This is a genomic window from Costertonia aggregata, from assembly GCF_013402795.1.
In the GTDB taxonomy this organism is placed as follows: Bacteria; Bacteroidota; Bacteroidia; order Flavobacteriales; family Flavobacteriaceae; genus Costertonia; species Costertonia aggregata.
The window spans coordinates 477,907-503,605 of the sequence record NZ_CP058595.1; the positions used below are offsets into that span (position 1 = coordinate 477,907).

Below are 25,699 nucleotides of genomic sequence, written 5' to 3' on the forward strand. Positions count from 1 at the left end.
TAAGACATCGAAAATTAAGGTATTGTTAATACTTTTCTTCTTTATTTTTTTAAATTGATATTGCATTCTCAAAATATTGATATTGATACTAAAAAAAGTAAGACCAAAATTTCTCAGGTATTCAATAATACTACTATCCGTAATTTTATTGTTCGGGTCGCTGTTTTTTTTGAGTGTATATATTGGCGCATGGGGCAAATTGCCCGACAAAAAAGAACTCTCCAATTTAGAATATCAAAGAGCTTCCGAAGTGTACTCCGCAGATAGTGTTCTTATCGGCAAGTACTATTTGTTCGACAGGCAACCTGTAAGCTATGAAAACTTTCCGAAACATTTGTTGGATGCCTTGGTGGCTATTGAAGACGAACGTTTTTTTGAACATTCGGGCATAGACTACAAAAGTTTGCTGCGTGTGGGTGTAAAATCTATTTTGATGCAAGACCAATCTGCCGGTGGCGGTAGTACGTTGACACAACAACTGGCCAAAAACCTATATCCTAGGCGCAACCGAAAGGAGTCCAATTTAGCGGTTCACAAAATAAAAGAAATGATTATCGCTTCACGTCTGGAAGATAGTTACTCCAAAAAAGAAATATTGACCCACTACCTGAATACCGTTTCATTTGGCGACAATACTTTTGGGATAGAAAGTGCCTCTTTAAAGTTTTTTAATAAAAAAACAAAGCAGCTTACCATTGAAGAAGCTGCTGTTCTAGTAGGTATGCTTAAAGCCACCTATGGCTATAATCCAAGGGTGTTCCCCGGTAACAGTCTCGCAAGAAGAAACCTTGTTTTGGGGGCAATGGGCAAAAACGGATATTTAAAATCATATTCGCTGGATAGCCTGATCGCTATTCCCATAACATTGGATTATAGAAACTTTGACTATACCGATGGGCTTGCACCTTATTTTAGGGAAGAAGTGCGTAAACAGTTATTGCAATGGGTACAAGACCAAAACGATAATGGATCCGATTATAACATCTACACTAGCGGATTGAAGATTTATACCACCTTGGATTACACCATGCAGCAACTGGCCGAAAAATCAATGGAGCAACATATGGCCGTTTTGCAAAAAAACTTTGAAAAAAGCTATGGAAACAATGCGCCATGGACTACCGATAAAAAACTCATAGAAAAGCTGGTAAAGAGAACATCTAATTATAAAAAATTAAAAGCTTTAGGCCTACCGGAAAAACAAATAATGGATTCCCTTTCCAAGAAAAAGAAAATGACCCTGGCAGATTGGGACAGGGATATGGTTATGGATGTAAGCACTATCGACAGTGTAAAACATTACATGAAATTCTTGAACACAGGCTCTCTAGCAATCGAAGCAAAAACGGGAGCGGTAAAAACATGGATCGGTGGCGTGAGTTTCAAGCACTTTAAATATGATCATGTTTCGCAAAGCCAACGTCAGGTGGGTTCTACGTTCAAACCTATTGTATATACGGCAGCCCTGGAAAGCGGCATAGAGCCCTGTACCTACTTTTCTGCCCAAGAAATAGCATACAAAAACCTCAAAGGATGGAGCCCCAGCAATTCCGGCAATAAAGATGAAGGATACCTTAATTACTCTATGGAAGAAGCGTTGAGCAACTCAGTAAACACGGTATCGGTCAAAATATTGGAAAAAACGGGAATCCCTAAAATTTTGGAACAGGCCAAAAACATGGGTATTACTGCGGAACTCCCTCAGCAGCCCTCCTTGGCGTTGGGCACGGGCGAAATAAAAATAACCCAATTGGCAGGTGCCTATGCCAGTTTTATCAATGACGGCATACCTGCAAAGCCATTTTTGATAACTGCTATAACTACCAAAAAAGACTCGGTTCTAGCTATTTTTAAACCGAAGATGGCAGAAAAAAGAGCTTTTTCAGAAGAAAATGGGCAAATTATGCTAGAAATGATGAAAGCCACCATTGATGACGGCACCGCATCCAGAATTAGATCTACTTACCTATTGAACAATGCCATAGCTGGCAAGACTGGTACTACGCAAAACAACAAAGACGCCTGGTTCGTAGCGGTAACCCCAAAACTCGTTCATGTAAGTTGGGTTGGCCTGGACAACCACGAAATCGGCTTTAAAAGCACGGCTCTGGGACAGGGTGCCAACGCCGCCCTTCCCCTATTTGCGCTTTGGATGCAAAAATTAAATTCCAATAAAAAATTTGACTCCTACACCAAGGCGTCCTTTCCCAAGGCCAGCGAATCGGTTTTGGAAAAACTGGATTGCAAGCCGATAAAAAGAGACGGTTTCTTTAAGCGCCTTTTTAAAAATCCGAATAAAAAGAAGACAAAAAAGTTTAAAAATAAAGATTGAATTTAATGAAAAACCTTCTACTTGTTTTCTTGATCATGCCCTTTACCCTAGTGATAGGACAAAATATCATTTCAGAAGAAATACAATTAAAAAACGGTGGGATTCATCTGCCCGGCACTCTGAGCTATCCAGATTCAGAAGAAAAAGTACCCTTGGTGATTTTTGTACATGGGTCCGGGAACATAGACCGAAATGGAAACCAAGCAGGAACTCCAGTAAAGGCCGATTATATCAAAATTTTGGCCGATAGCCTAAACCAAGAAGGAATTGCTTTTTACAGATATGACAAAAGAACCGCCACGCCATCTAACTTAAACAAGCTGGAAAGCATTACATTGTCCGATTTTGTTTTGGATGCTAAAATGGCCATTGATTTTTTTTCCAATGATGGGCGATTCAATTCCATTGTTCTTATAGGCCATAGCCAAGGCTCCTTGGTGGCCATGTTGAGCGTTACCGATGCTGTTGATGGTTTTATTTCCTTGGGAGGGCCCAGCCAGTCAATAGACAAGGTTTTTATAGCTCAATTAAGCAAACAGAACAAAGCGTTTGAAAGTGTGGTACGGCAACATTTGGAGGAGTTGGCCACAACGGATACCATCCAAAAAGTAAATCCGTTTTTAACCTCCATATTTGCCCCGAAAAACCAAAAATTCATAGCGGATTGGATGAAGTATCATCCAAAAAAAGAAATCGAGAAGTTAACCCTCCCTATCTTGATAATAAACGGTGATGTTGATTTACAGGTTACGGTAGAAGATGCCGAAAATCTTCATAAGGCGAATGCCAATAGCCGATTGCAGATTATCCCTAAAATGAACCATGTGCTGAAAATCGTAAATTCAATGGAAGAAAATATTAGGGCCTACTCGGACAAGAGTGTGCCACTTTCTACCGAATTGATTTCTACAATTACTGATTTCATTAAGAAAACCAACTAAAACACATTCGTTTTTCACCATACAATTAGGATTTTTTTAACGCATATTTAGCTTAAATTTGCGCTGACTAATTCCAAACCAAAAAAATGATAAGAAGGCTAGTTTCCCTTACATTCTTATTTTTTACCGTACTTATTTTCAGTCAAAGCCAAACTAAATCATTTACCGTAAAATTCATATCAGAAACCATAGTTCCCGATGGCATAATGGACGAGCCCATATGGGAAAAGGCAGAACTTGTCAATGAATTTCAACAATACTTTCCTACCGATAATAAATCTGCGGAATTCCAGACCGAAATAAAGATGTTGGTCAGTAAAACCACACTCTATGTTGGGTTAAAAGTATACACCCCTGGCGATGATTATGTCATTCCCTCCCTAGAGCGGGATTTTAGGGCCGGAGGCAATGATAACATAAGTATCATGTTCGATACTTTTAACGACGGCACCAATGCTTTTCTTTTTGGGACAAACCCGTATGGTGTGAGGAGAGAGGCCTTAATTTCTAACGGCGGAGGCGAAAATGGTAGTTTTACCACATCTTGGGATGTAAAATGGAAAGGTGATGCCCAAATGTACGACGGCTATTACACAGCAGAAATGGCCATACCTTTGACTTCTTTTAAATTTACCGAGGGCGAGACCAAATGGCGTTTTCAAAGCTACAGGTTTGATATGCAAAACAACGAAACCAGTTCTTGGTATCCGGTACCGCAAAATCAATCTATCTTCAGTTTGGCTTTTATGGGCGATATGGTTTTTGAGCGGCCCTTAGGCAAATCAAGAACCCCTTTGGCCCTAATTCCATACATCAATACAATTTCAGAGAAAGATTTTGAAGGCGATGAGGGCGACACCCGTTTTAAGGTGGGTGGTGATGCCAAAGTGGCCATAGGTAATGGTATGAACCTTGATATTACCGTTAACCCGGATTTCTCGAATGTAGAGGTTGACAATATCTTCACCAATCTTACCCGCTTTGAAATCTCGTTGCCTGAACGTAGACAGTTTTTTGTGGATAATAATGACCTTTTCGGAAACTTTGGCGGTGGTCGGGATGCGAATCCTTTTTTTTCAAGACGTATCGGTATTGCCACTGATACTGAAGGGAATTCCGTAGAAAACGATATCATAGGTGGTATTCGTTTAAGCGGAAAGTTGAACGACAATTTAAGGCTGGGTTTTTTGAACATACAAACGGACAAGGATGAGAGCCGAGAAATCGCATCAAACAACAATATGATGCTGGCCCTGCAACAAAAAGTATTCTCCCGCTCCAATATAGGTATGTTTTTTATCAATAGGCAGGCCTTTGGGAATGAAGATTTTTTGACGCCTGATGAAAAATATAACCGCGTAATAGGTATAGACTATAACTTGGCCTCTGCCGACAATACGTGGAACGGCAAAGTGTATGCACATAAATCTTTTCAACCTGGAGATACCAAAGGAAACTTTTCTACTGGTGCAAATCTAGGCCGTAATACCCGGTATTGGTCCATATTTTCAGATTGGGTCTACGTTGATGAGGATTTTCAATCGGATTTGGGTTTTATACGAAGAAAGGATATTGTTAAGGGTGTAGCATCTATCCAACGTAGGTTTTGGCCCAAAAAAGGCCCCATCAACAATCATGGTCTTGAAGTTTTTCCAGTAATTATATGGCGACCCGGTCTTGATTTTCAAAAAACCGACCACACCTTTAATGCAAATTATAGTTTCGAGATGAAAAATCTTTCCGAATTCGGGGTAGAGTTTTCAAATCGGTTTATTTTCTTAACCGACTCTTTTGATCCTACAGGTTCTGATGATGGTCTAGAACTTCCTGGTAATCAAGGATATCATTTTAATGCAGTAAGTTTTGGCTATCAATCCAATAGGGCCAAAGTTTTGGCTTTTGAAGGTGAAAGCTCTATCGGTAGATTTTTTAACGGTGATAGATTCTCTATTAGAGGTGAAGCCATCCTAAGGCTACAACCCAAAGTACGAATAGGCCTAAATGTGAATTATGACAGGATTTCGCTACCTGAACCATTTCCCAGTGCAGATTTATGGTTGATAAGCCCAACAGCAAATATAACATTTAGTAAGTCTATTTTTTGGTCCACCATATTTCAATACAGTAATCAAAGGGATAATCTAGGTATCAACTCCCGTTTACAATGGCGTTTTGCCCCGCTATCCGATCTGTTCATTGTATATAATGACAATTATGCGGTAAATATATTTGAGCCCAAGTTTCGTTCCATCAACTTAAAATTGACCTATTGGTTGAATATTTAGGCACTATTTAATTGTAAAGGCTAGTATAACGGTCATGTTTATTTTCAATTTGAAATACTTTGTTTTCAATCGATACAAAATTTGAATGTTTGAGACATCCATCCACTTATAAAATGCTTTGTTCGGACCTTGACGGTACATTATTGACTACCAAAAGTGATGTTTCGCATTTTACCGTTTCACAAATTTCGAAAATCAAGGAGCAAGTACGTATAATTTTGGTTTCGGCCCGTATGCCAAAATCCATGAAGTATGTCCAAAGAGACTTGGGTATTGATGAACAGCCCATAATTTGTTATAACGGTGCTTTGGTTTTGGATGGAAAAAAAGAGATACACTCCATATTCATACAAATTGATGCATTATCGCAAATTCACTTATTGGCCGAAAAAAATAACGTTCAACTGGGTATATATTGCAATGATGAATGGTATGTGGAAAAAGATTCTGAGCGAGTTCAAAAAGAGATAAGATATACCAAGGCAAATCCCGTTTTTAAGAATACCTTGGAAACTATCCTTGATTTGAAAAAAAGAAAATTAGGCGCACACAAAATCATGCTAATGGGAACAAAACAAAAGGTGGACATTATATTTCCCATACTACGAAATAGCTTAGGAAATATACTTCACTTTTATCGTTCCAACGATACTTTGATCGAAGTAGCCCCGAAAAGTGTTTCAAAACTATCAGCTATCAAGCTTTTACTCAAAAAAGAGGAAACATTGGCCAATGTCATAGCCTTTGGCGATAATTACAATGACCTGGAAATGTTGAAAAATGTTGGCTGTGGCGTAGCCGTGGCCAATGCCAGGCACGAAGTAAAGAAAACCGCCAAACACATAACTTTATCAAATATAGAAGACGGCGTAGCACATTTTGTAAAAGGGCATCTTATTATTTGAGCTATATTTGAAAAAGCTCAAGACCTATTTACATGAACGAACCGTTAGTAAGCAATGACACCGTAGTATTTGGATTATTGACCTTATGCCTAGGGTTTATTTTTTATACCTCATCCTTAAAATCGGGGTTTTGGAAAAAATTCTACAATATAGTCCCTGCGGTATTGATGTGCTATCTACTACCTGCCCTTTTGGCCAGTGCCGGCCTGATTTCAGATAAAACCTCAAATCTGTATTTCGTGGCCAGTAGATATTTACTCCCTGCCGCTCTGGTTTTAATGACATTGAGCATAGACCTCAAAGCCATTGCGAACTTGGGCTCAAAGGCAATAATCATGTTTCTTACCGGGAGTGTGGGGATAATCATTGGTGGACCATTGGCGATACTTATCGTTTCCATTTTTTCCCCTGAAACTGTTGGCGGTAATGATTTTGATGCTATCTGGAGAGGACTCTCTACCATAGCGGGGAGTTGGATCGGTGGTGGTGCCAACCAAGCAGCCATGCTCGAAATCTTTCAATACAACCCAGAAAAATATGGCGGTATGGTACTGGTAGATATTGTTGTAGCTAATGTCTGGATGGCTGTTATTCTTCTAGGCGTGGGTAAAACAAAACGAATTGACCGTTGGTTGAAAGCCGATACATCTGCTATTGAGACTCTTAAAATCAAAGTAACGGAATTCACCGAAAAAATTACCCGTGTACCTACGTTGAACGATTATATGATGTTACTCTTTTTTGCATTTACGGCTACAGGCATGGCCCACTTTTTTGGTGACACCATTAGCGAATACTTAAGTCTGAATTTTGAAATGGTAAGCGATAAAAAAAGTTTTGCATCCTTTTTAGGTTCCCAGTTTTTTTGGATGGTAGTTATTGCCACATTGGCAGGAATCTCACTTTCGTTTACTAAAGCAAAAAATTATGAAGGTGCCGGAGCAAGCAAGATAGGTGGCATGTTCATTTATATACTTGTGGCCACCATAGGAATGAAAATGGATCTTGGCAAGGTGCTGGAAAACCCAGGGTTGATAGCGATAGGTTTTATATGGATAGCATTTCATGCCGGATTGCTCATTGTTATGGCAAAGTTGATCAAAGCACCCTACTTTTTTTTGGCGGTAGGCAGTCAGGCCAATGTGGGCGGTGCTGCATCGGCACCTGTAGTTGCCGCAGAATTTCATCCTTCGTTAACTTCGGTAGGTGTATTGTTGGCCGTTTTTGGTTATGTCGTGGGAACAGGTGGAGCGTTACTTTGTGCTTACCTTATGGAAGTTGCTTCAAATGTTTAGAATTTCGTAAACTTTATGGATATTTGCGCCACCAAAAATTCTACCATGAAAAATATCTTGTTTTTTGCCGTAATCGGTCTTTTATTGATTTCTTGCAATACCGATACTCCCCAGACCATGACCGTTACCGGAAACGTTAAGGGTTTGAAAAAAGGAACGTTGTACCTTCAACATGTACCGGATACCGTTTTGGTCAACGTAGATTCCCTTCAAATAAACGGGGACGGAAATTTTACTTTTAAAACCGAATTGGAAAGTCCCGAAATATTTTATCTATACCTTGACAAAAAAGATAATAACGATATAAATGACAGAATCACCTTTTTCGGGGAACCTGGCATGATAACCATAAACACTACTTGGAACACGTTTGATTTAAATGCGAAAATCGAAGGGTCTGCCACACAAAAAAAACTGGATGAATACCGGAAAAATATGACACGGTTCAACAAAAAAAATCTAGATTACTTTACCGTAGCCTCTGACCCGGACATAAAAAGCGATTCTTTGGCGGTAGATTCCATTCAAAAGTTAAGCGATAAAAATGTGCAAAGAAGTTATGCATTTGCGTTAAATTATGCCCTTAACAATACAGATTCTTACATAGCACCATACATTGCATTAAATGAGGTATCCGATGCCAATATAAAGTATTTAGACTCTATCAATAACAACCTGACCGCTGAAGTCGCAAATTCTAAATATGGTAAAGCACTTCAAAGATATTTGGATAAACTAAAAACCAATTAAAACAAAAGCATCCCGTGGGATGCTTTTGTTTTAATTTTTAGCCTGACTATGGAAAAATGTTCTCAAACGCTTGTATCGAGATTGCGAAAAATACACTCTATAAGTGTCTTGAATATGACGTTGATGGGAGATAGGTAAACTTATCCCAAGGTAATTAACCACCTATTTTATTCAATTTTTCTACAAGCTTTGTAGCTTTGGTCTGAAGTTCCTGACGCACACTTTTAAAGTGGGCCTTTCTGTTTTCCACATCTTTTTGGTTCACTTTCGCAATCAATTCATCAAACGTAGCAATAGCACCATCTATAACTTCTAAACCTTCCTTGGAATCATGCTTATTATTTGCAGCTTCTACAATATATACAGCCTCAATAATATCGCCTAAAACATAATTTATATCTTTCTTTAAATCTTTTATACTTGCCATTATTTCAAATTTTGCGTAAAAATACGGTTTTTCTATACGGTAACTTCCAAAAGCTGTGCATCATTTGTTTTGATACGTATTTTAGTACTGGATGCAGGTACTAAAATAGTTTCCCCCTTGGTTACAGTTTCGGCAGCGAAATCGTTTTCAATTTGGGCGATGCCATTTACGCACATGTAAATCGTGAATGAATCTCTTTGAGAAACATCCTGAATCAATTCTTGGGTCAAGTGCATAAACCTTGTTTTGAAGTACGGGCAGTCTACCATGCTATTGGGAGTGTTGGTCTCTTTAGGATAATTCACCTTAAAATCATTCTTTTTGGAGTAATCTATGGCATCCAAGGCCAGTTCAGTATGGAGTTCCCTTAAATTTCCGTTTTTATCCTTTCTTTTAAAATCAAAGACCCTGTAGGTTATATCGGAAGTCTGTTGAATCTCAGCCAATAAAACCCCTGCTCCGATAGCATGTATTTTCCCTGTGTTGATGAAAAAAGTATCACCTTCTTTCACGGGTTCGTAATTCAGCAAGTTCAACAGCGTATCATCTTTTAAGCTTTGCGAATATTCTTCTTTTGTGACATCTTTATTGAAACCTATGATAAGGTTTGCATCGGTATCCGCATCCATAACATACCACATCTCGGTTTTACCAAAAGAATCGTGCCGTGCCCTGGCCAGTGCATCATTGGGGTGCAGTTGTATGGAAAGGTCCTTTTTGGCATCGATAAACTTTATCAATATGGGAAATTCGTTTCCAAAACGCTCAAAAATACGCTTCCCCATAAGTGTTTCCGGATAGTCATCGATCAAGTCCTGAAGTGATTTTCCTTTTAGCTCCCCATTTGCAACAACCGAAACATCTCCCTTAACACCAGAAAGTTCCCAACTTTCGCCCGTAGTATCGTTTTGAACAGGTTTTTCTAAAATTTCTTTAAGTTTGGAACCGCCCCATAGCCGTTCTTTTAAAATAGGTCTGAATTTTAAGGGATATAGGCTCATACGATTTTTTTTAAGGCTTTTAAAGCCCTCTTCACGTGCTGGTTTGCCGTTACGTTATTGAAAACCATAATAATTTCACCCTGCTTATCAACAACATAGGTTTCCCGGCCTGGCAGAATAAACAGACTCTTTTCTACTTTGAAAAGCCGTCTTACCTTGTTTTGGGTATCCGCCAAAAGAATGAAGGGAAGGTTATGCTTTTCGGTAAACTTTTGATGGCTATTTTCAGTATCCGAACTTATACCTATGACTTCTGCACCGAGTTCGGTGAATTCCTCATAACTATCCCTAAATGAACAGGCCTCGGCAGTACAGCCCGGCGTATTGTCTTTTGGATAAAAATAAATGACCAAAGGTTTTTTGCCTACCCATTCTGTAGTGGAAAATGTGTTACCGTTTTGGTCGCGCAACGAAAACTCTGGAATTGTGTCCCCTATTTTTAGTCCCATTTATCCTGAAAAAGTAACAAAGTTTCTTGGCGTTTCATAAAGTGTAACTTCCAACTCATTGTCGGCATTGATATGCGGTCGTAGTTTATTGAAAATAACCACGGCAATATTTTCCGCAGTAGGGTTCAAGTTTTTGAACTCAGGGACCTCTTCATTTAAGTTTTTATGGTCCATGCAATCTTCGACCTCACTCTTGATAAGGTCTTTCAAAATTTTAACATCTATCACAAAACCTGTTTCTGGGTCTATTTCGCCAGTGACACTCACTATAAGTTCATAATTGTGCCCGTGAAATTTTGGGTTATTGCATTTTCCAAAAACCGCATCGTTTTTTTCAAAACTCCAGTCTGGTCTATATAAGCGATGAGCCGCATTGAAATGTGCCTTTCTACTAACTTTTACTTTCATACGTTTTAACGATTTTCGATTAGATGTGAATAGAATTTGTCAAAAATAATCTTGAACCATTCCGTATATTTTTCGGGCGACCTATAAATGTCCTCTTTTACCGCTTCTGGTCTCATCCATTTCCAATCCGCGACTTCATCAGGATTGATTTTTGGAGCATCGTTGTATTTTCCTATCATAACATGATCCAATTCATGTTCCGTAAGCCCATTATCAAAAGGAGCTTTGTATATGAACGATATTACTTCCTCCAATTCGGCCATAAAACCCATTTCCTCTTGCAACCTTCTTTTTCCTGCTTGTATATTGGTTTCGCCCACACGTTGGTGGCTACAACATGTATTGGTCCATAAAAGCGGGGAATGGTACTTATGTGCGGCACGTTGTTGTAGCATAGTCTCGCCCTTATCGTTCATTATAAAAACAGAAAAAGCCCTATGGAGGAGTGCTTTCTCATGAGCTTCCATTTTTGGCATGGTACCAATTTGCTCATCGGCCTCGTTGACCAATATTACATTTTCTTCTTTCATACTGTAAAAATAACACCTTTCCCTCTTAGTTTAAAGGGTAAGACCATTATAAAAATCAATACGAACAAATATGAAAACTATGGATAATGAAATTGGCAGATTAGAAGAATCTCGGAGATTTAAGGTTACCTTTTGTGCTAATGAAGTCATACCGTAGAATTACCTCGAAAGAACCATCATTGAAAGCGGCACTACCAAGTTCGGTAATCTCGCGGTCATAGGCTAGACCCAGCAAAAATCCGTCTGAAATATTGAACCCTACCATACCGCTCAAAGCGGCATCCCAGCGATATGCTCCTCCGAGTATCAATTTTTCGTTCAACATAAAATTAGCGGAAACATCAACCTGTAAAGGCGCTCCTTTGACTGCTTTGGTCAATAAAGTAGGTTTGAATTTTAAAGAAGGATTCAAATCCCACACATAACCCGTTATCAAATAAAAGTTCATTTGTTCCTTAGCGGTAGAGAGTGACGATTCGTCAAAATGAGAGGTTTCCAAAAATCTAGGTACAGATACCCCGGCATAGAATTTATCGGTATGATAATATATCCCTGCACCTACATTAGGTGAGAGTCTATTGTCAATATCAGTCTCTAATGTTGGGTCCGAAGTAAATTGGTTCAATTCTGAAAACCGAACATCCAAAAGGTTTATACTTCCTTTTAACCCAAAACTGAGTTTACTTTTGGTCGATGTCCAAATAGTATAAGAAAAATCTAGGTCAAAGTTTGTTTCGGATGTGGGCCCAATTTTATCGTTTACAATAGAAAAACCCAGTCCCACACCCCTATACCCTACTGGGGAATGTACATTTAGTGTTTGGGTTACCGGAGCACCTTCTAGGCCGACCCATTGCGATCTATGTAGGGCCGCAACGCTCATATGCCCGCGAGAACCAGCATAACCGGGGTTTACGCTCACTGTATTGTACATGTATTGCGTGTACTGTGCATCTTGCTGGGCGTTCAAGGAATTTGATACCATTAGAACCAACACTCCACAAACGGTAAAAAACCGTTTGTAAAATTTGATATGTTTACCGCATTGATCCATTGTTATCTGTTTATATAAATGTAGCCCGAAAGCATCTTGGCATTGTTTGTTTCATCTTTGTAATCCAGTATATAGAAATACGTACCAACAGGTAATTTATTGTCCTTTGCTACGGTAACCCTACCGTTTGAAGTACCATCAAAAACATTGCCTTGGGTATTGTAGGCTTTGGTAACATATACCAATACACCCCACCTATTATAAATTTTCAAAGTATTGTCTGGGTAATTTTCCAATCCGCCAATAGTTAAAACATCATGTATACCGTCACCATTGGGTGTTATCACATTAAATACTTCTATGGTTTCCTCAGAAGCGACTAAGTCAGATTCCAAGTAATTTGGTATACCATTTCCATCAGCATCATCATTGGCATAATTGCCATCATTATTTGAATCTTCATCAATTGTAGCGATACCATCGTCATCGTCATCAGTATCCCTATAATCCGATTCATCATCACCATCATTGTTTGGTAGATCATTGAAAGGATTATTGATTTCGTCGTTTATGTCATCATCAATTTGTAAATCTCCCTCATAACCATCATCAAGACCATCGTTGTCCTTATCCGAACCGGTAAAGGTTACATCGGCAATACCATCATGGTCATTATCGTGTGCCTCGATATTGTCCGGTACATTGTCGTTGTCACTATCTTCGTCAACATAGTCGGGAATACCATCCAAATCGGTGTCGATAGGAATCAAACCAATGTTTCCGTTGTTTTCATAAGCATCATCAAGGCCGTTACTATTTAAATCCGTTCCACTTGGAGGTAAATAGTCTATTGTAGTTTGCGCTTCAACGTTATCGGGAATACCATCATCATCACTATCTATATCCAGATAATCCGGAATTCCATCAGTATCAGAATCGGTGACATCGGTTGATGGGTCATTATCACCATCTAGATTCAAATCTTCAAAACTGTCCAAAATACCATCATTGTCACTATCCAGATCAATAGCATCGGACACAACAATGGTAATGGTTGATGTATCACAATTGCCCGAAGTGTCACATACAGTATAATCAAAAGAATCTGTCCCAGTAAAACCTGTATTTGGAACATATTCAACATCATCATCTGATGGATTATTTGCCGTACCGTTATTATTAATGTTCAATGTTCCGTTTGACGGATTAGTCGCTACGAAAGTTCCAACACTGGGCAAATCGTTGTCATTGGTACGCCAAGCTATGGCGACCGGAGTATTTTCTTGCGTGGCGGTAGAATCGTCATTGGTATCAAGAATTGGAACAACATCTATAGTAACGGCTGCCGTGCTGCAATCTCCAAAAGAATTACAGACTGTATATGTGAATGAGTCCGTCCCATTATAATCAGGGTTTGGAGTATAAGTTACTATGTCGTCGACAGGATTGTTCGGAGTACCATTAGTATCAATATCAACAGAGCCATTTGCAGGATCGGAGGTAGTCAAATCCCCTATAATTGGTAAACCCGTATCGTTTGCATATATATCGATGATAATGGAATCATCTTCATCAACGGTCGCCAAATCATTTACCAAAGTTGCAGCTTGTTGTAAACAAACTACAGTAAAGCTTGGTAAATTACTGGTGTTTCCCGCTTTAGTGATAGATGCTGTATAACGAACAACGCTCTGGGTAGCAATGACGGTTGGCCTTACTTGGTCCCCACCAACCAATGGACTCCAAGTAACCGTTGTGGGGTCGGTAACACTGGCCGAAATATCTAAGGTAACTTCATTGTCAGGAGCGGTACAATCTGTTAAAATAAAGTAGCTTGTTGCATTTGTACCACATAAAGTACCATCGTAAACTGCAAAATATACGCCTGGAGTACTTGTTTCGTAAAAGAAATCGGTACCTAATACCGTTGAAGTATCTGAAGCTTCATACCAACGATAATTATTTTCGTCACTACTATTTGGAGCCTGTAGTAAAAACTGTGCATTGACACTTACATTGCTCAACAGTGTAAATACAGAGACCAAAAGCAGTAATTGATGTAGTTTAAACGATTTCAAACTGTACAAATAAGTTTTAGATTGATTTTTTTAATTACTTGACTACGAATACCACGTTGATAAGTGTATTATAATCCGTAGGAATATTTTCTACTTCTATGGTAAGGTTACCATTTGCATCAATACTCATAAAATTTGGGTCACCAAGATCTGTTTCAAAAACGCTTGGGTCAGCATAGGTAACATAATAATATAGCTCGGTTCTACCATATGTTGGCACTGCAGTTGGTGCTCCGGCACTCCCAACGGTAGGTGTCCCGAATTGATCTATATATAATTGGTACAAATCAATACTTTTAACTCCAGTCGTTGATGCGTCTACTGTTATTGACGGTGGATAAAATATCCTTGCCGCTTTAGAAGTTATCGGGGCAATATCCTGTATCACATCTTCAACCGTAGCTTCGGTATTCCCATCGCCATCTACATCAACAGGTGAATCAGAATCTACCTCTGATGCATCTTGTTCATCTGTATTGTCATAGTACACCGATAAATCTATAGCTGGGGTCGGGGTTGGGTCTCCGGTTAAGCTTAAAATATCACTACTTAAAGAAAGGTCTTGATCATCTGTCGCTGGATCTCCTGTTGGACCGACTGGACCGGCTGGGCCTGTTGCTCCCACTGGACCGGCTGGACCTGTTGCGCCCGTTGCTCCTGTTGCCCCTACTGGACCGGCTGGGCCTGCGGGACCTGTTGCGCCTGTTGCTCCCGTTGCTCCTACTGGACCGGCTGGGCCTGCGGGACCTGTTGCGCCCTCTAGGCTCGCCAAAAAGTCGGCCTCGGTGCCCGTGTTACCGGCATCGAGCCATATCTGGTAGGCGGAGTCACCGTCCGTCCCGTTCGTTCCGTTCGCTCCTGCTGGACCGGCTGGGCCTATTGCTCCCACTGGACCGGCTGGACCTGTTGCGCCCGTTGCCCCTACTGGACCGGCTGGGCCTGTTGCGCCTGTTGCGCCTGCTGGGCCTATCGGGCCCTGTGCGCCCTCAAGGCTTGCCAAAAAGTCGGCCTCGGTGCCCGTGTTGCCGGCATCGAGCCATATCTGGTAGGCGGAGTCGCCGTCAGTTCCGTTCGTTCCGTTAGCTCCCGCTGGACCGACTGGACCGGCTGGACCTGTTGCGCCCGTTGCCCCTACTGGACCGGTTGCACCTGCTGGGCCTATCGGGCCCTGCGCGCCCTCGAGGCTTGCCAAAAAGTCGACCTCGGTGCCCGTGTTACCGGCATCGAGCCATATCTGGTAGGCAGAGTCGCCGTCCGTCCCGTCCGTTCCGTTCGTTCCGTCAGCTCCCGCTGGACCGGTTGCACCCGTTGCGCCCGTTGGACCGGCTGGGCCTGCTGGACCGGTTGCTCCCGTTGCCCCTACTGGGCCCTGTGCGCCCTCGAGGCTTGCCAAAAAGTCGGCCTCGGTGCCCGTGTTACCGGCATCGAGCCATATCTGATAGGCGGAATCGCCGTCCGTCCCGTCCGTTCCGTTAGTTCCCGCTGGACCCGTTGCGCCCGTTGCCCCTACTGGACCGGCTGGGCCTGTTGGACCTGTTGCGCCCTCGAGGCTTGCCAAAAAGTCGGCCTCGGTGCCCGTGTTGCCGGCATCGAGCCATATCTGATAGGCGGAATCGCCGTCCGTTCCGTTTGTTCCGTTAGTTCCGTTCGTTCCGTTAGCTCCTGCTGGACCGGTTGCCCCTACTGGACCGGCTGGGCCTGTTGGACCAGCTGGACCCTGTGCGCCCTCAAGGCTTGCCAAAAAGTCGGCCTCGGTGCCCGTGTTACCGGCATCGAGCCATATCTGGTAGGCGGAGTCGCCGTCCGTCCCGTTCGTTCCGTTAGCCCCTGCTGGACCGGCTGGGCCTGTTGCCCCTACTGGACCTGCTGGACCGGTTGCTCCGGTCGGGCCTATCGGGCCCTGAGCGCCCTCGAGGCTTGCCAAAAAGTCGGCCTCGGTGCCCGTGTTACCGGCATCGAGCCATATCTGGTAGGCGGAGTCGCCGTCCGTCCCGTTAGTTCCGTTAGCCCCTGCTGGACCGGCTGGGCCTGTTGCGCCCGTTGCTCCTGTTGCCCCTGCTGGACCGGTTGCTCCGGTCGGGCCTATCGGGCCCTGAGCGCCCTCGAGGCTCGCCAAAAAGTCGGCCTCGGTGCCCGTGTTGCCGGCATCGAGCCATATCTGGTAGGCGGAGTCGCCGTCCGTCCCGTTCGTTCCGTTAGTTCCGTTAGTTCCTGCTGGACCCGTTGCGCCCGTTGGACCGGCTGGGCCCTGTGCGCCCTCAAGGCTTGCCAAAAAGTCGGCCTCGGTGCCCGTGTTACCGGCATCGAGCCATATCTGGTAGGCGGAGTCGCCGTCCGTCCCGTTCGTTCCGTTCGCTCCTGCTGGACCGGCTGGGCCTGTTGCCCCTACTGGACCGGCTGGACCTGTTGCGCCTGCTGGGCCTATCGGGCCCTGTGCGCCCTCGAGGCTCGCCAAAAAGTCGGCCTCGGTGCCCGTGTTACCGGCATCGAGCCATATCTGGTAGGCGGAGTCGCCGTCCGTTCCGTCCGTCCCGTTCGTTCCGTTAGCTCCCGCTGGACCGGCTGGACCTGTTGCGCCCTCGAGGCTTGCCAAAAAGTCGGCCTCTGTACCCGTATTACCGGCATCGAGCCATATCTGGTAGGCGGAGTCGCCGTCCGTCCCGTTCGTTCCGTTCGTTCCGTCAGCTCCTGCTGGACCTGTTGCTCCCACTGGACCGGCTGGACCTGTTGCGCCCGTTGCTCCTGTTGCCCCTACTGGACCGGTTGCTCCGGTCGGGCCTATCGGGCCCTGAGCGCCCTCGAGGCTCGCCAAAAAGTCGGCCTCGGTGCCCGTGTTACCCGCATCGAGCCATATCTGGTAGGCGGAGTCGCCGTCCGTCCCGTTCGTTCCGTTAGTTCCGTTAGCTCCTGCTGGACCGGTTGCTCCGGTCGGACCGGCTGGACCTGCGGGACCTGTTGCGCCTGCTGGGCCTATCGGGCCCTGAGCGCCCTCGAGGCTTGCCAAAAAGTCGGCCTCTGTACCCGTATTACCGGCATCGAGCCATATCTGATAGGCGGAGTCGCCGTCCGTCCCGTTCGTTCCGTTAGTTCCGTTAGCTCCTGCTGGACCGGCTGGGCCCTGTGCGCCCTCGAGGCTCGCCAAAAAGTCGGCCTCGGTGCCCGTGTTGCCCGCATCGAGCCATATCTGGTAGGCGGAATCGCCGTCAGTTCCGTTAGTTCCGTTAGCCCCTGCTGGACCGGCTGGGCCTGTTGCTCCCGTTGCCCCTACTGGACCTGCTGGACCCGTTGCGCCCGTTGGACCCTGTGCGCCCTCGAGGCTCGCCAAAAAGTCGGCCTCGGTGCCCGTGTTGCCGGCATCGAGCCATATCTGGTAGGCGGAGTCGCCGTCAGTTCCGTTAGTTCCGTTAGCCCCTGCTGGACCGGTTGCTCCCGTTGCCCCTACTGGACCTGCTGGACCCGTTGCGCCTTCGAGGCTCGCCAAAAAGTCGGCCTCGGTGCCCGTGTTGCCGGCGTCGAGCCATATCTGGTAGGCGGAATCGCCGTCCGTCCCGTCCGTTCCGTTAGCCCCTGCTGGACCGGTTGCGCCTGCTGGGCCTATCGGGCCCTGAGCGCCCTCGAGGCTCGCCAAAAAGTCGGCCTCGGTGCCCGTGTTGCCGGCATCGAGCCATATCTGGTAGGCGGAATCACCGTCCGTCCCGTCCGTCCCGTTAGCTCCTGCCGGACCTGCGGGACCTGTTGCGCCTGCTGGGCCTATCGGGCCCTGAGCGCCCTCGAGGCTTGCCAAAAAGTCGGCCTCGGTGCCCGTGTTGCCGGCATCGAGCCATATCTGGTAGGCGGAGTCGCCGTCCGTCCCGTCCGTCCCGTTAGCTCCTGCCGGACCTGCGGGACCTGTTGCGCCTGCTGGGCCTATCGGGCCCTGAGCGCCCTCGAGGCTCGCCAAAAAGTCGGCCTCGGTGCCCGTGTTGCCCGCATCGAGCCATATCTGGTAGGCGGAATCGCCGTCCGTCCCGTTCGTTCCGTTCGTTCCGTTAGCCCCTGCTGGACCGACTGGACCTGTTGCGCCCGTTGCGCCCGTTGGACCGGCTGGGCCCTGAGCGCCCTCGAGGCTCGCCAAAAAGTCGGCCTCGGTGCCCGTGTTACCGGCATCGAGCCATATCTGGTAGGCGGAATCGCCGTCAGTTCCGTTCGTTCCGTTAGCCCCTGCTGGACCGGCTGGACCTGTTGCGCCTGCTGGGCCTATCGGGCCCTGTGCGCCCTCGAGGCTTGCCAAAAAGTCGGCCTCGGTGCCCGTGTTGCCGGCATCGAGCCATATCTGGTAGGCGGAGTCGCCGTCCGTCCCGTTAGCTCCGTTCGTTCCGTTAGTTCCTGCTGGACCGACTGGACCGGCTGGACCTGTTGCTCCCGTTGCGCCTATCGGGCCCTGTGCGCCTTCGAGGCTCGCCAAAAAGTCGGCCTCGGTGCCCGTGTTACCGGCATCGAGCCATATCTGGTAGGCGGAGTCGCCGTCCGTCCCGTCCGTTCCGTTAGCCCCTGCTGGACCGGTTGCGCCCGTTGCTCCCACTGGACCGGCTGGACCTGTTGCGCCTGCTGGGCCTATCGGGCCCTGTGCGCCCTCGAGGCTCGCCAAAAAGTCGGCCTCGGTGCCCGTGTTACCGGCATCGAGCCATATCTGGTAGGCGGAATCACCGTCCGTTCCGTTTGTTCCGTTAGTTCCTGCTGGGCCTGCGGGGCCTGTTGGACCTGTTGCGCCCTCGAGGCTCGCCAAAAAGTCGGCCTCGGTGCCCGTGTTGCCGGCATCGAGCCATATCTGGTAGGCGGAGTCGCCGTCCGTCCCGTCCGTTCCGTTAGCTCCCGCAGGACCGACTGGGCCTACTGGACCTGTTGCGCCCGTTGCTCCCGTTGGACCGGCTGGACCTGCTGGGCCCTGAGCGCCCTCGAGGCTTGCCAAAAAGTCGGCCTCGGTGCCCGTGTTACCGGCATCGAGCCATATCTGGTAGGCGGAGTCACCGTCCGTCCCGTTCGTTCCGTTCGCTCCTGCTGGACCGGCTGGGCCTATTGCTCCCACTGGACCGGCTGGACCTGTTGCGCCCGTTGCCCCTACTGGACCTGCTGGACCGGTTGCTCCGGTCGGGCCTATCGGGCCCTGTGCGCCCTCGAGACTTGCCAAAAAGTCGGCCTCGGTGCCCGTGTTACCGGCATCGAGCCATATCTGGTAGGCGGAGTCGCCGTCCGTTCCGTTCGTTCCGTTAGCCCCTGCTGGACCGGCTGGACCCTGAGCGCCCTCGAGGCTCGCCAAAAAGTCGGCCTCGGTGCCCGTGTTGCCGGCATCGAGCCATATCTGGTAGGCGGAGTCACCGTCCGTCCCGTTCGTTCCGTTAGTTCCTGCTGGACCGGCTGGACCTGTAGCTCCCGTTGCCCCTACTGGACCGGCTGGACCTATCAAATTAGAAGTTGTAAAATTTGTTCCATTAGTGTAATTAAAGGTAAAAGTGCCATCTCCATTATCAACGGTAGATTGAATACCTACGCCATCAAGCCCATTTGTAGAAGATGCCTCCCAAGAGTCACCGTCCCAGTAAAAGATATTCCCCGTATTAGTATTTACGTACAAATCGCCTAAATCTGCACCGGCAGGTAATGTAGCTCCTGCAACAGTAACGGCGGTACCACTTAAGACCTCACAATTACATTGATCTTCTAAGGTGATCGTCGTTTGCGAAAATGCAAATCCAGACAATAGAAGAAATAGAAACAAAAGATTTTTTTTGTTCATGACCTTGATTTTATTTGATAGCGTCTTACTTTCCATACTTTTATTAAATAGCCCATAAATTCTTAGATGAACTTAAATGGCAACTCTATATGCTTAATTGAATAAATACCTTGAAACTATAGTGCGATTGAAGATCAATCCTGAGAATGATACCTTTACGTTAGTTCTAGTGAACCATTTGAGGTAATTTTTTTCCTAGTACATTCTTTCATAAGCTGGTTAAATTATTTAAAATTTGGGTGTGAGCAGACATATTAAATACTGATACGTGATCAAATTACATGACTTCACTCTACAAAATTAACTTTAGATGTGCCAAAGGAAAATATATGTTGTGTAAGTGTTAAAATGTAATGTATAGCTCTTGAAATTTGAGGTCTTTATTATTTTCTTCAATAAAATCCTTTGTTCTATACAACTTTAGAGCCGATTTGATGTAGGAAAAGTCCGGTCTAAAACTTTTTACTAAAAAAATAAAATTCTAAAAATGAAATTATTAGGCGTGTATTACACCAATAGCAAACAATATTTTTGAGAGCCTAATTGTTTTTTACCCTGTAAGTGATTCTCCTGTTGGTAATAACGCTACTTACGCGAACGCTTAACAAAGCATTATTCGAAATCACCATTGAACATCCAGACCCTGAATTTGAAGCTGCAACTCTGTAACGATAATTATTTTTGTCGACCCGAGGTGCTATGACAGTTAAAGTAGATGTGGATGTACCTGTATACTCGGTTCCATCGGATATATCTATAAAATTTGTTCCCCCATCAATGCTTACTTGCCATTGGTAGGTATCAACATTATTTATACTAACAGAAAACGAAGCATTATTATTAACAAACGTTGTTTGGTCAAGTGGTTGTGTATCAATATTTATAGGGTCTACTGTAATGGTCTGGGCGACATCAATAAAGTTTCCCATATCATCACTTATACGGTATGTTCTAGTGATGATTTCAGGATTACTGCCCCCGTTACTCACATCACTTACAAATGTAACTAATGGATTTGTTGTACAGTTATCCGCTTCATCGGTCACGACACTAATATCGAACGTTGGGACGTCACTTGGACAAAATACCGTTACAGGCGATGGATTGCTTGCCGTTGGATTGATATTGTCAACTGTTATAGTGGTAACGCCTGTAATATTTAAAACTGGGTCTCCAGGGGATCCACCATATTCAACCACATAACCTTGTGGTTGATAGGGGCCACTACTGGCGCCTGTATTGGATAAATCGTTCCAAGAACCAAGGCCGCCTGAACCCCTAACGACTGATGGATCTGTAATATGTGCATAATCTTCATTACCCGATTGATTGGGCTCACCACCATTCCAATAGGCAAAATTAGTTGGAGCAACAGTTGTACCGGTAGATGTACCGCTCCAAAACGGTGTACCCGCTTCGGGTCCGGTTACCCATCTCCAATCACCTTCATTAGCTGCATCAGAGGCACCGATCCAACCAACACCAACTGCTTGCGTGCCTGAAAAATCAGCTTCTGCTTGCGTAGTAAGGGTTGCCAAATATCCTTGCAAACCAAAATATGTACGTAATGCCGCTGCATCTCTTGCATCGGTCCATGTTATTCCCAAATCAGAAATAAATTCATAATAGTGCCCTGTCGGAGGTAAAAAATTTGCACTTCCCGGAGTAATTGAAAATTGTTTTATCCCTGTTGGGGCCGAAGCACTACTAGAGTATTCCACAGCTAAAACAGCAGTTTCGAATTCAGAATATGTAGTAGGGCCTTGAAGGGTAAGTTCTCCTTCGATAGCATCCCAAGTTGCGGTAATGTTTGGGTGTGTACCCGTTAATGTCAATAGATCTTCCCCATTTACATATCCTGAAGATATTTGAATATAGACAGCATCAGTCGTGGTATCATCTGGGTCTGAAATACTTATGGTTTCCGCTATGGATAGCGATGTCAAAGGACAATAAATTTGATTTCCAGTTACTGTTACCACAGGAGGTTGATCAACCGAAGGAACTATGGATTCACTCAAATCATCTGCAGTTAAGTTACTGTCTGTTTGATCAGCACTTATTGATGTTATTGTGTTCGTTATTGTACTCCCGCTCGTACTCCCATCAACACTTGCCGTAATATTCAAAATAGCTGTGGCACCGTTGTTCAAAGAACCTACGGACCATACTCCCGTACTGGAATTATAGGCCCCATCATCGCTCACAAAAGACACCCCTGCCGGTAAAACATCCGTCAGAGTCACGTTTGTAGCATCTAATGGCCCATTATTTTCAACGCTTAACGTGTAAACAATATTAGAGCCTTCACTAGGGGTATTATCATCAACTGTTTTGGAAACCGCTAGATCTGTAGATGAATTGGTACAAATTTCAATCGAAAAACCATCCAAGGTACCTGTATCACCACCTGTATCGTCAAACACTCTTAAAACCCATGTTCCGTTGGCGTTTTCCCCATTAAAATCGCTAAGGTTCCCTTCGGGTCTAAATGTACCGGTAAAGGGTGATGAGCCAGAAATGATATTGATGGATCCCGAATCATCAAAAAATGTATTGACATAATTATCTCCCGAACCACCATTATCACTTGATAGTACTACAGTTGTACCGCTTGGACTAATTAAACTGATATCCAAATCAGCATTCCAGGTGTGGGTTATATTTAAACTAACATTCACATCTGTGATGATTCCTGACGAAAATCCACTTAGGTTAGAATTTAAGGTTGTATTGCTAGCTATGAAACTTCCTGGAAAAGAAGATATTGTACTACAATCCGGTGTAGGCAAAGTACCTTGAACCAATATATTATCGATATCATAAAATTCTGCACCTGTGGTGTTATACATGGTTATTCTAAACTCCAATGTGCTGCCAGATAAACCCGATACACCATATGAGGGCTGTATAGGTTCAGATGGGGAGGTATCTCCCGACGTATTTTCAATTTCTATGTAACTACCGCCATCAATCCTGTATTGAATTCTAAAAACATCAACACCTGAATCCAATCCGCCACCTGAATCGGCATCCAAACTAAAGCTTACATTCGTGTAGCCCGAAATATCTATGGGGTTGGTCGTCCATCTAGCTGATGTGTTTCGAGTATCACTTCCTCTCAATACTTTATTTCCGGAAATTGTTCTCACGTCTATATCACCGTCGTTAGTAGACCAAGTGGCTGTACTCGCACCTGATCCTGCACCAGTGGAAGTTCCATTACCGTAGCTCTCGAAATCTTCTTCCCATATTGTTGTTTGACCATACCCGATGGATGACAATATGAATAGAAAAAGTAGTATTGTTTTATTTTTTGAAATTATCGTCATATCTCAATTACTGCCTAAAAAGCATATTTTGGTAAATTAAAGGTATGGGTTTGATTGATGTACGAAAAAATAATGTTGTATAACGACTTTCAAACGATATGAAACATTACCAATATGAAGTTAAATTCAATTAAAACAGCTTAACTATTTTATTTTCATACCCTTAAAAGGCAAGACTCTAATTTTTTAAAAAATCATAACATACAAAAGCAGCCAGTATATGGCTGCTTTTGTATGTAATTAAAATGTGATTTTTATTCCAAAATAATAAATTCTGAACGCCTATTTAGCTGGTGCTGCTCTTTGGTACAACGTGTGTTATTATCACAACCATTTACCAAACGGGTCTCACCATAACCTTGTCCCAATAATCGTTCTTTATCGATACCCTTGGAAACCATATACTCCACAGTGGATTCAGCTCTTTTTTGGGAAAGCCACAAATTATACGAATCCCTACCCCTACTATCGGTATGGGAGTTGACCTGAATTTTTAGGCTAGGATATTTTTCCATAGCTGCAATGACTTTTTGTATCTCTATTTCAGCATCTGGGCGAATGTTATATTTGTTCAAGTCGAAATATATAGTACTAAGTTGCAATAATTTGGCCAAATCGTCTCCAAAACCGGCGGTAACGGTATCTCTTTCCAAATAAAAATCGATTGCCATAGGTTCCCCTGTAGATTTGCCCAAATACTCTTCGGAGGGGACATAACCCTGCATTAAAGCCCTAACAAAATTACCTTGGTTACAATCAAGCTGTAAATTATAGTTACCATTGGCATCGGTTATCGCCGTTAAAATTTCATCATTATTCTCATCAATCACTTTTATTGTAGCTCCTACCAACGGCTCACTTGATATCTTATCTCTCACCGTTCCTGAGATTCTTTGAATACAATCAAACTCCAAAGGTTTGGTTTCCAATAAGCTATAAATATCATCCTCGCCCATACCACCTTCTCTATTGGAAGCAAAATATCCTTTTTTAGTGCTCTCGTCTAGGATGAAGGTAAAGTCGTCCATCTTACTATTTACTGGCTCCCCTACATTAAATATGGTCCCGTTGTAAGTTCTATTCTTTATTTTGGTAGCGAATACGTCCAACCCTCCCAATCCAGGATGACCATCCGAAGCAAAATATAATATCTCGTCAGCAGAAACAAAAGGAAAGGTTTCTCTAGCTTCGGTATTAATATTACCTCCCAGATTCTCGGGAGTGCCAAAAGTACCGTCTTGATTTATAGCTACTTTGAAAATATCGGACTGACCGTAAGTTCCAGGCATATCTGACGCAAAGTACAAAGTGCGCTCATCTGGACTTAAAGCGGGGTGCGCAATAGAGTATGTGTCGCTATTAAAAGGTAAATCCTCGATTGAGACCCATACACCGTTCTCTGCTACCGCTCTAAAAATTTTCAACCGTATTACACCGTTCTCATCTTTTACATACTTGCCATCTTTCATGTTATTTCTGGTAAAGTATGTGATGTTGCCATCTTTTGTTGAAGCAGAAGTAGACTCATGCAACCTAGTATTCAGGTTTTTGTCCAGTTTCGTAACCAAATTCAATGATGCGCTATCCGAATTAACCTTGTATAGATCCAAGAAATCCTTAGAATTCCATGTATGACGATAACGGGCCAAATTACCCGTGTCCCTATCCGATGAAAAAAGGATTCCCTTTTTGTAAAAGGATGGTGCAAACTCGGAATAAATAGAATTATACTCAAAAGGACCTATGTCATACCTACCGGAATTTTTAGCAATCTCGGCCATATAATCCCTTTCGCTCTTGTAAGCAGAGGCCCTTCCATCATCTGACGTCATTTCAGTAAACTTTGACATAACCGCCTTAGATTCGTCATATTGCCCCAAGGTTCTTAATGTTTGTGCATATCTAAAGTAATCTTCGGCCGATACTTCATCGCCATAGTCGTCAACTAGTCTCTTGTATATTTTTGAAGCTTCAGGGTAATCGGCATTAAAATAATATGAGTTTCCAAGTTTTTTCAATAAATCAGGAGAGACATAACCCTTGTCCAATACCTTTTTGTATATATCTATCGCTGGACTAAAAGAATATTCCGCATACTTTTCATTTGCCTTTGTTATAAGTCTATCCTGACCAAGAATATTACTTGTTGAAGATATTAGGACAATTAATAAAAGTATTCTTTTTATCATTATATAGATT

Annotated in this window: 16 protein-coding genes; 6 read left to right on the forward strand and 10 right to left on the reverse strand. The window is 44.0% G+C overall.

Annotation, left to right across the window (positions count from 1 at the left end; translation table 11 throughout):
• Window positions 1-82: 82 nt before the first annotated feature.
• From HYG79_RS02255 to HYG79_RS02280, 6 genes are all read left to right on the forward strand, one after another.
• A complete protein-coding gene (locus tag HYG79_RS02255; RefSeq protein ID WP_179240553.1) occupies window positions 83-2,332 on the forward strand; it encodes a transglycosylase domain-containing protein in 2,250 nt (749 codons plus the stop codon).
• Window positions 2,333-2,337: 5 nt separating this feature from the next.
• Entirely contained in the window at window positions 2,338-3,273 is a 936-nt protein-coding gene (locus HYG79_RS02260) for an alpha/beta hydrolase (protein WP_179240554.1), read from the forward strand.
• Between the two features lie 86 nt (window positions 3,274-3,359).
• On the forward strand, window positions 3,360-5,558 hold the full coding sequence (locus HYG79_RS02265) for a DUF5916 domain-containing protein (RefSeq protein ID WP_179240555.1): 2,199 nt from the start codon (window positions 3,360-3,362) through the stop codon (window positions 5,556-5,558).
• Between the two features lie 89 nt (window positions 5,559-5,647).
• Entirely contained in the window at window positions 5,648-6,463 is an 816-nt protein-coding gene (locus tag HYG79_RS02270; RefSeq protein ID WP_228027916.1) for an HAD family hydrolase, read from the forward strand.
• Between the two features lie 32 nt (window positions 6,464-6,495).
• A complete protein-coding gene (locus HYG79_RS02275) occupies window positions 6,496-7,758 on the forward strand; it encodes a DUF819 family protein (RefSeq protein ID WP_179240556.1) in 1,263 nt (420 codons plus the stop codon).
• 45 nt (window positions 7,759-7,803) lie between these two features.
• Window positions 7,804-8,508 carry a DUF4369 domain-containing protein gene (locus HYG79_RS02280; RefSeq protein WP_179240557.1) on the forward strand — a complete coding sequence of 235 codons (705 nt, stop codon included), beginning with the start codon at window positions 7,804-7,806 and terminating at the stop codon, window positions 8,506-8,508.
• Window positions 8,509-8,662: 154 nt separating this feature from the next.
• Here the strand turns inward: HYG79_RS02280 and HYG79_RS02285 are convergent, their stop codons facing one another.
• The 10 genes from HYG79_RS02285 to HYG79_RS02330 form a co-directional block, all read right to left on the reverse strand.
• Entirely contained in the window at window positions 8,663-8,935 is a 273-nt protein-coding gene (locus HYG79_RS02285) for a hypothetical protein (RefSeq protein WP_179240558.1), read from the reverse strand.
• A gap of 32 nt (window positions 8,936-8,967) precedes the next feature.
• Entirely contained in the window at window positions 8,968-9,936 is a 969-nt protein-coding gene (locus HYG79_RS02290; protein ID WP_179240559.1) for a type I phosphomannose isomerase catalytic subunit, read from the reverse strand.
• Entirely contained in the window at window positions 9,933-10,385 is a 453-nt protein-coding gene (locus tag HYG79_RS02295) for a peroxiredoxin (protein ID WP_179240560.1), read from the reverse strand. The genes HYG79_RS02290 and HYG79_RS02295 overlap by 4 nt, the downstream gene beginning before the upstream one ends.
• Entirely contained in the window at window positions 10,386-10,793 is a 408-nt protein-coding gene (locus HYG79_RS02300) for a 6-pyruvoyl trahydropterin synthase family protein (protein WP_179240561.1), read from the reverse strand.
• A gap of 5 nt (window positions 10,794-10,798) precedes the next feature.
• Window positions 10,799-11,323 carry an isopentenyl-diphosphate Delta-isomerase gene (gene idi, locus HYG79_RS02305; RefSeq protein ID WP_179240562.1) on the reverse strand — a complete coding sequence of 175 codons (525 nt, stop codon included), beginning with the start codon at window positions 11,321-11,323 and terminating at the stop codon, window positions 10,799-10,801.
• 100 nt (window positions 11,324-11,423) lie between these two features.
• Window positions 11,424-12,308 carry a PorP/SprF family type IX secretion system membrane protein gene (locus HYG79_RS02310; protein WP_228027975.1) on the reverse strand — a complete coding sequence of 295 codons (885 nt, stop codon included), beginning with the start codon at window positions 12,306-12,308 and terminating at the stop codon, window positions 11,424-11,426.
• 71 nt (window positions 12,309-12,379) lie between these two features.
• Entirely contained in the window at window positions 12,380-14,395 is a 2,016-nt protein-coding gene (locus tag HYG79_RS02315) for a T9SS type B sorting domain-containing protein (protein ID WP_228027917.1), read from the reverse strand.
• A 34-nt stretch (window positions 14,396-14,429) separates the two neighbouring features.
• Window positions 14,430-20,168: a beta strand repeat-containing protein gene (locus HYG79_RS18195; protein WP_179240564.1), complete on the reverse strand. Its 5,739-nt coding sequence runs from the start codon at window positions 20,166-20,168 to the stop codon at window positions 14,430-14,432.
• 539 nt (window positions 20,169-20,707) lie between these two features.
• Window positions 20,708-23,500 (reverse strand): proprotein convertase P-domain-containing protein, encoded by a 2,793-nt coding sequence (locus tag HYG79_RS02325; RefSeq protein WP_179240565.1) that lies wholly within the window; start codon window positions 23,498-23,500, stop codon window positions 20,708-20,710.
• Between the two features lie 254 nt (window positions 23,501-23,754).
• Window positions 23,755-25,689: an OmpA family protein gene (locus HYG79_RS02330; RefSeq protein WP_179240566.1), complete on the reverse strand. Its 1,935-nt coding sequence runs from the start codon at window positions 25,687-25,689 to the stop codon at window positions 23,755-23,757.
• Window positions 25,690-25,699 lie beyond the last annotated feature (10 nt).

Bases quoted from the DNA above. Each gene is read 5' to 3' on its own strand.
- HYG79_RS02260 (WP_179240554.1), top strand. From the start codon at position 2,338: ATGAAAAACCTTCTACTTGTTTTCTTGATCATGCCCTTTACCCTAGTG.
- HYG79_RS02265 (WP_179240555.1), top strand. From the start codon at position 3,360: ATGATAAGAAGGCTAGTTTCCCTTACATTCTTATTTTTTACCGTACTT.
- HYG79_RS02275 (WP_179240556.1), top strand. From the start codon at position 6,496: ATGAACGAACCGTTAGTAAGCAATGACACCGTAGTATTTGGATTATTG.
- HYG79_RS02280 (WP_179240557.1), top strand. From the start codon at position 7,804: ATGAAAAATATCTTGTTTTTTGCCGTAATCGGTCTTTTATTGATTTCT.
- HYG79_RS02285 (WP_179240558.1), bottom strand. From the start codon at position 8,935: ATGGCAAGTATAAAAGATTTAAAGAAAGATATAAATTATGTTTTAGGC.
- HYG79_RS02290 (WP_179240559.1), bottom strand. From the start codon at position 9,936: ATGAGCCTATATCCCTTAAAATTCAGACCTATTTTAAAAGAACGGCTA.
- HYG79_RS02295 (WP_179240560.1), bottom strand. From the start codon at position 10,385: ATGGGACTAAAAATAGGGGACACAATTCCAGAGTTTTCGTTGCGCGAC.
- HYG79_RS02300 (WP_179240561.1), bottom strand. From the start codon at position 10,793: ATGAAAGTAAAAGTTAGTAGAAAGGCACATTTCAATGCGGCTCATCGC.
- idi (WP_179240562.1), bottom strand. From the start codon at position 11,323: ATGAAAGAAGAAAATGTAATATTGGTCAACGAGGCCGATGAGCAAATT.
- HYG79_RS02310 (WP_228027975.1), bottom strand. From the start codon at position 12,308: ATGGTATCAAATTCCTTGAACGCCCAGCAAGATGCACAGTACACGCAA.
- HYG79_RS18195 (WP_179240564.1), bottom strand. From the start codon at position 20,168: ATGAACAAAAAAAATCTTTTGTTTCTATTTCTTCTATTGTCTGGATTT.
- HYG79_RS02325 (WP_179240565.1), bottom strand. From the start codon at position 23,500: ATGACGATAATTTCAAAAAATAAAACAATACTACTTTTTCTATTCATA.
- HYG79_RS02330 (WP_179240566.1), bottom strand. From the start codon at position 25,689: ATGATAAAAAGAATACTTTTATTAATTGTCCTAATATCTTCAACAAGT.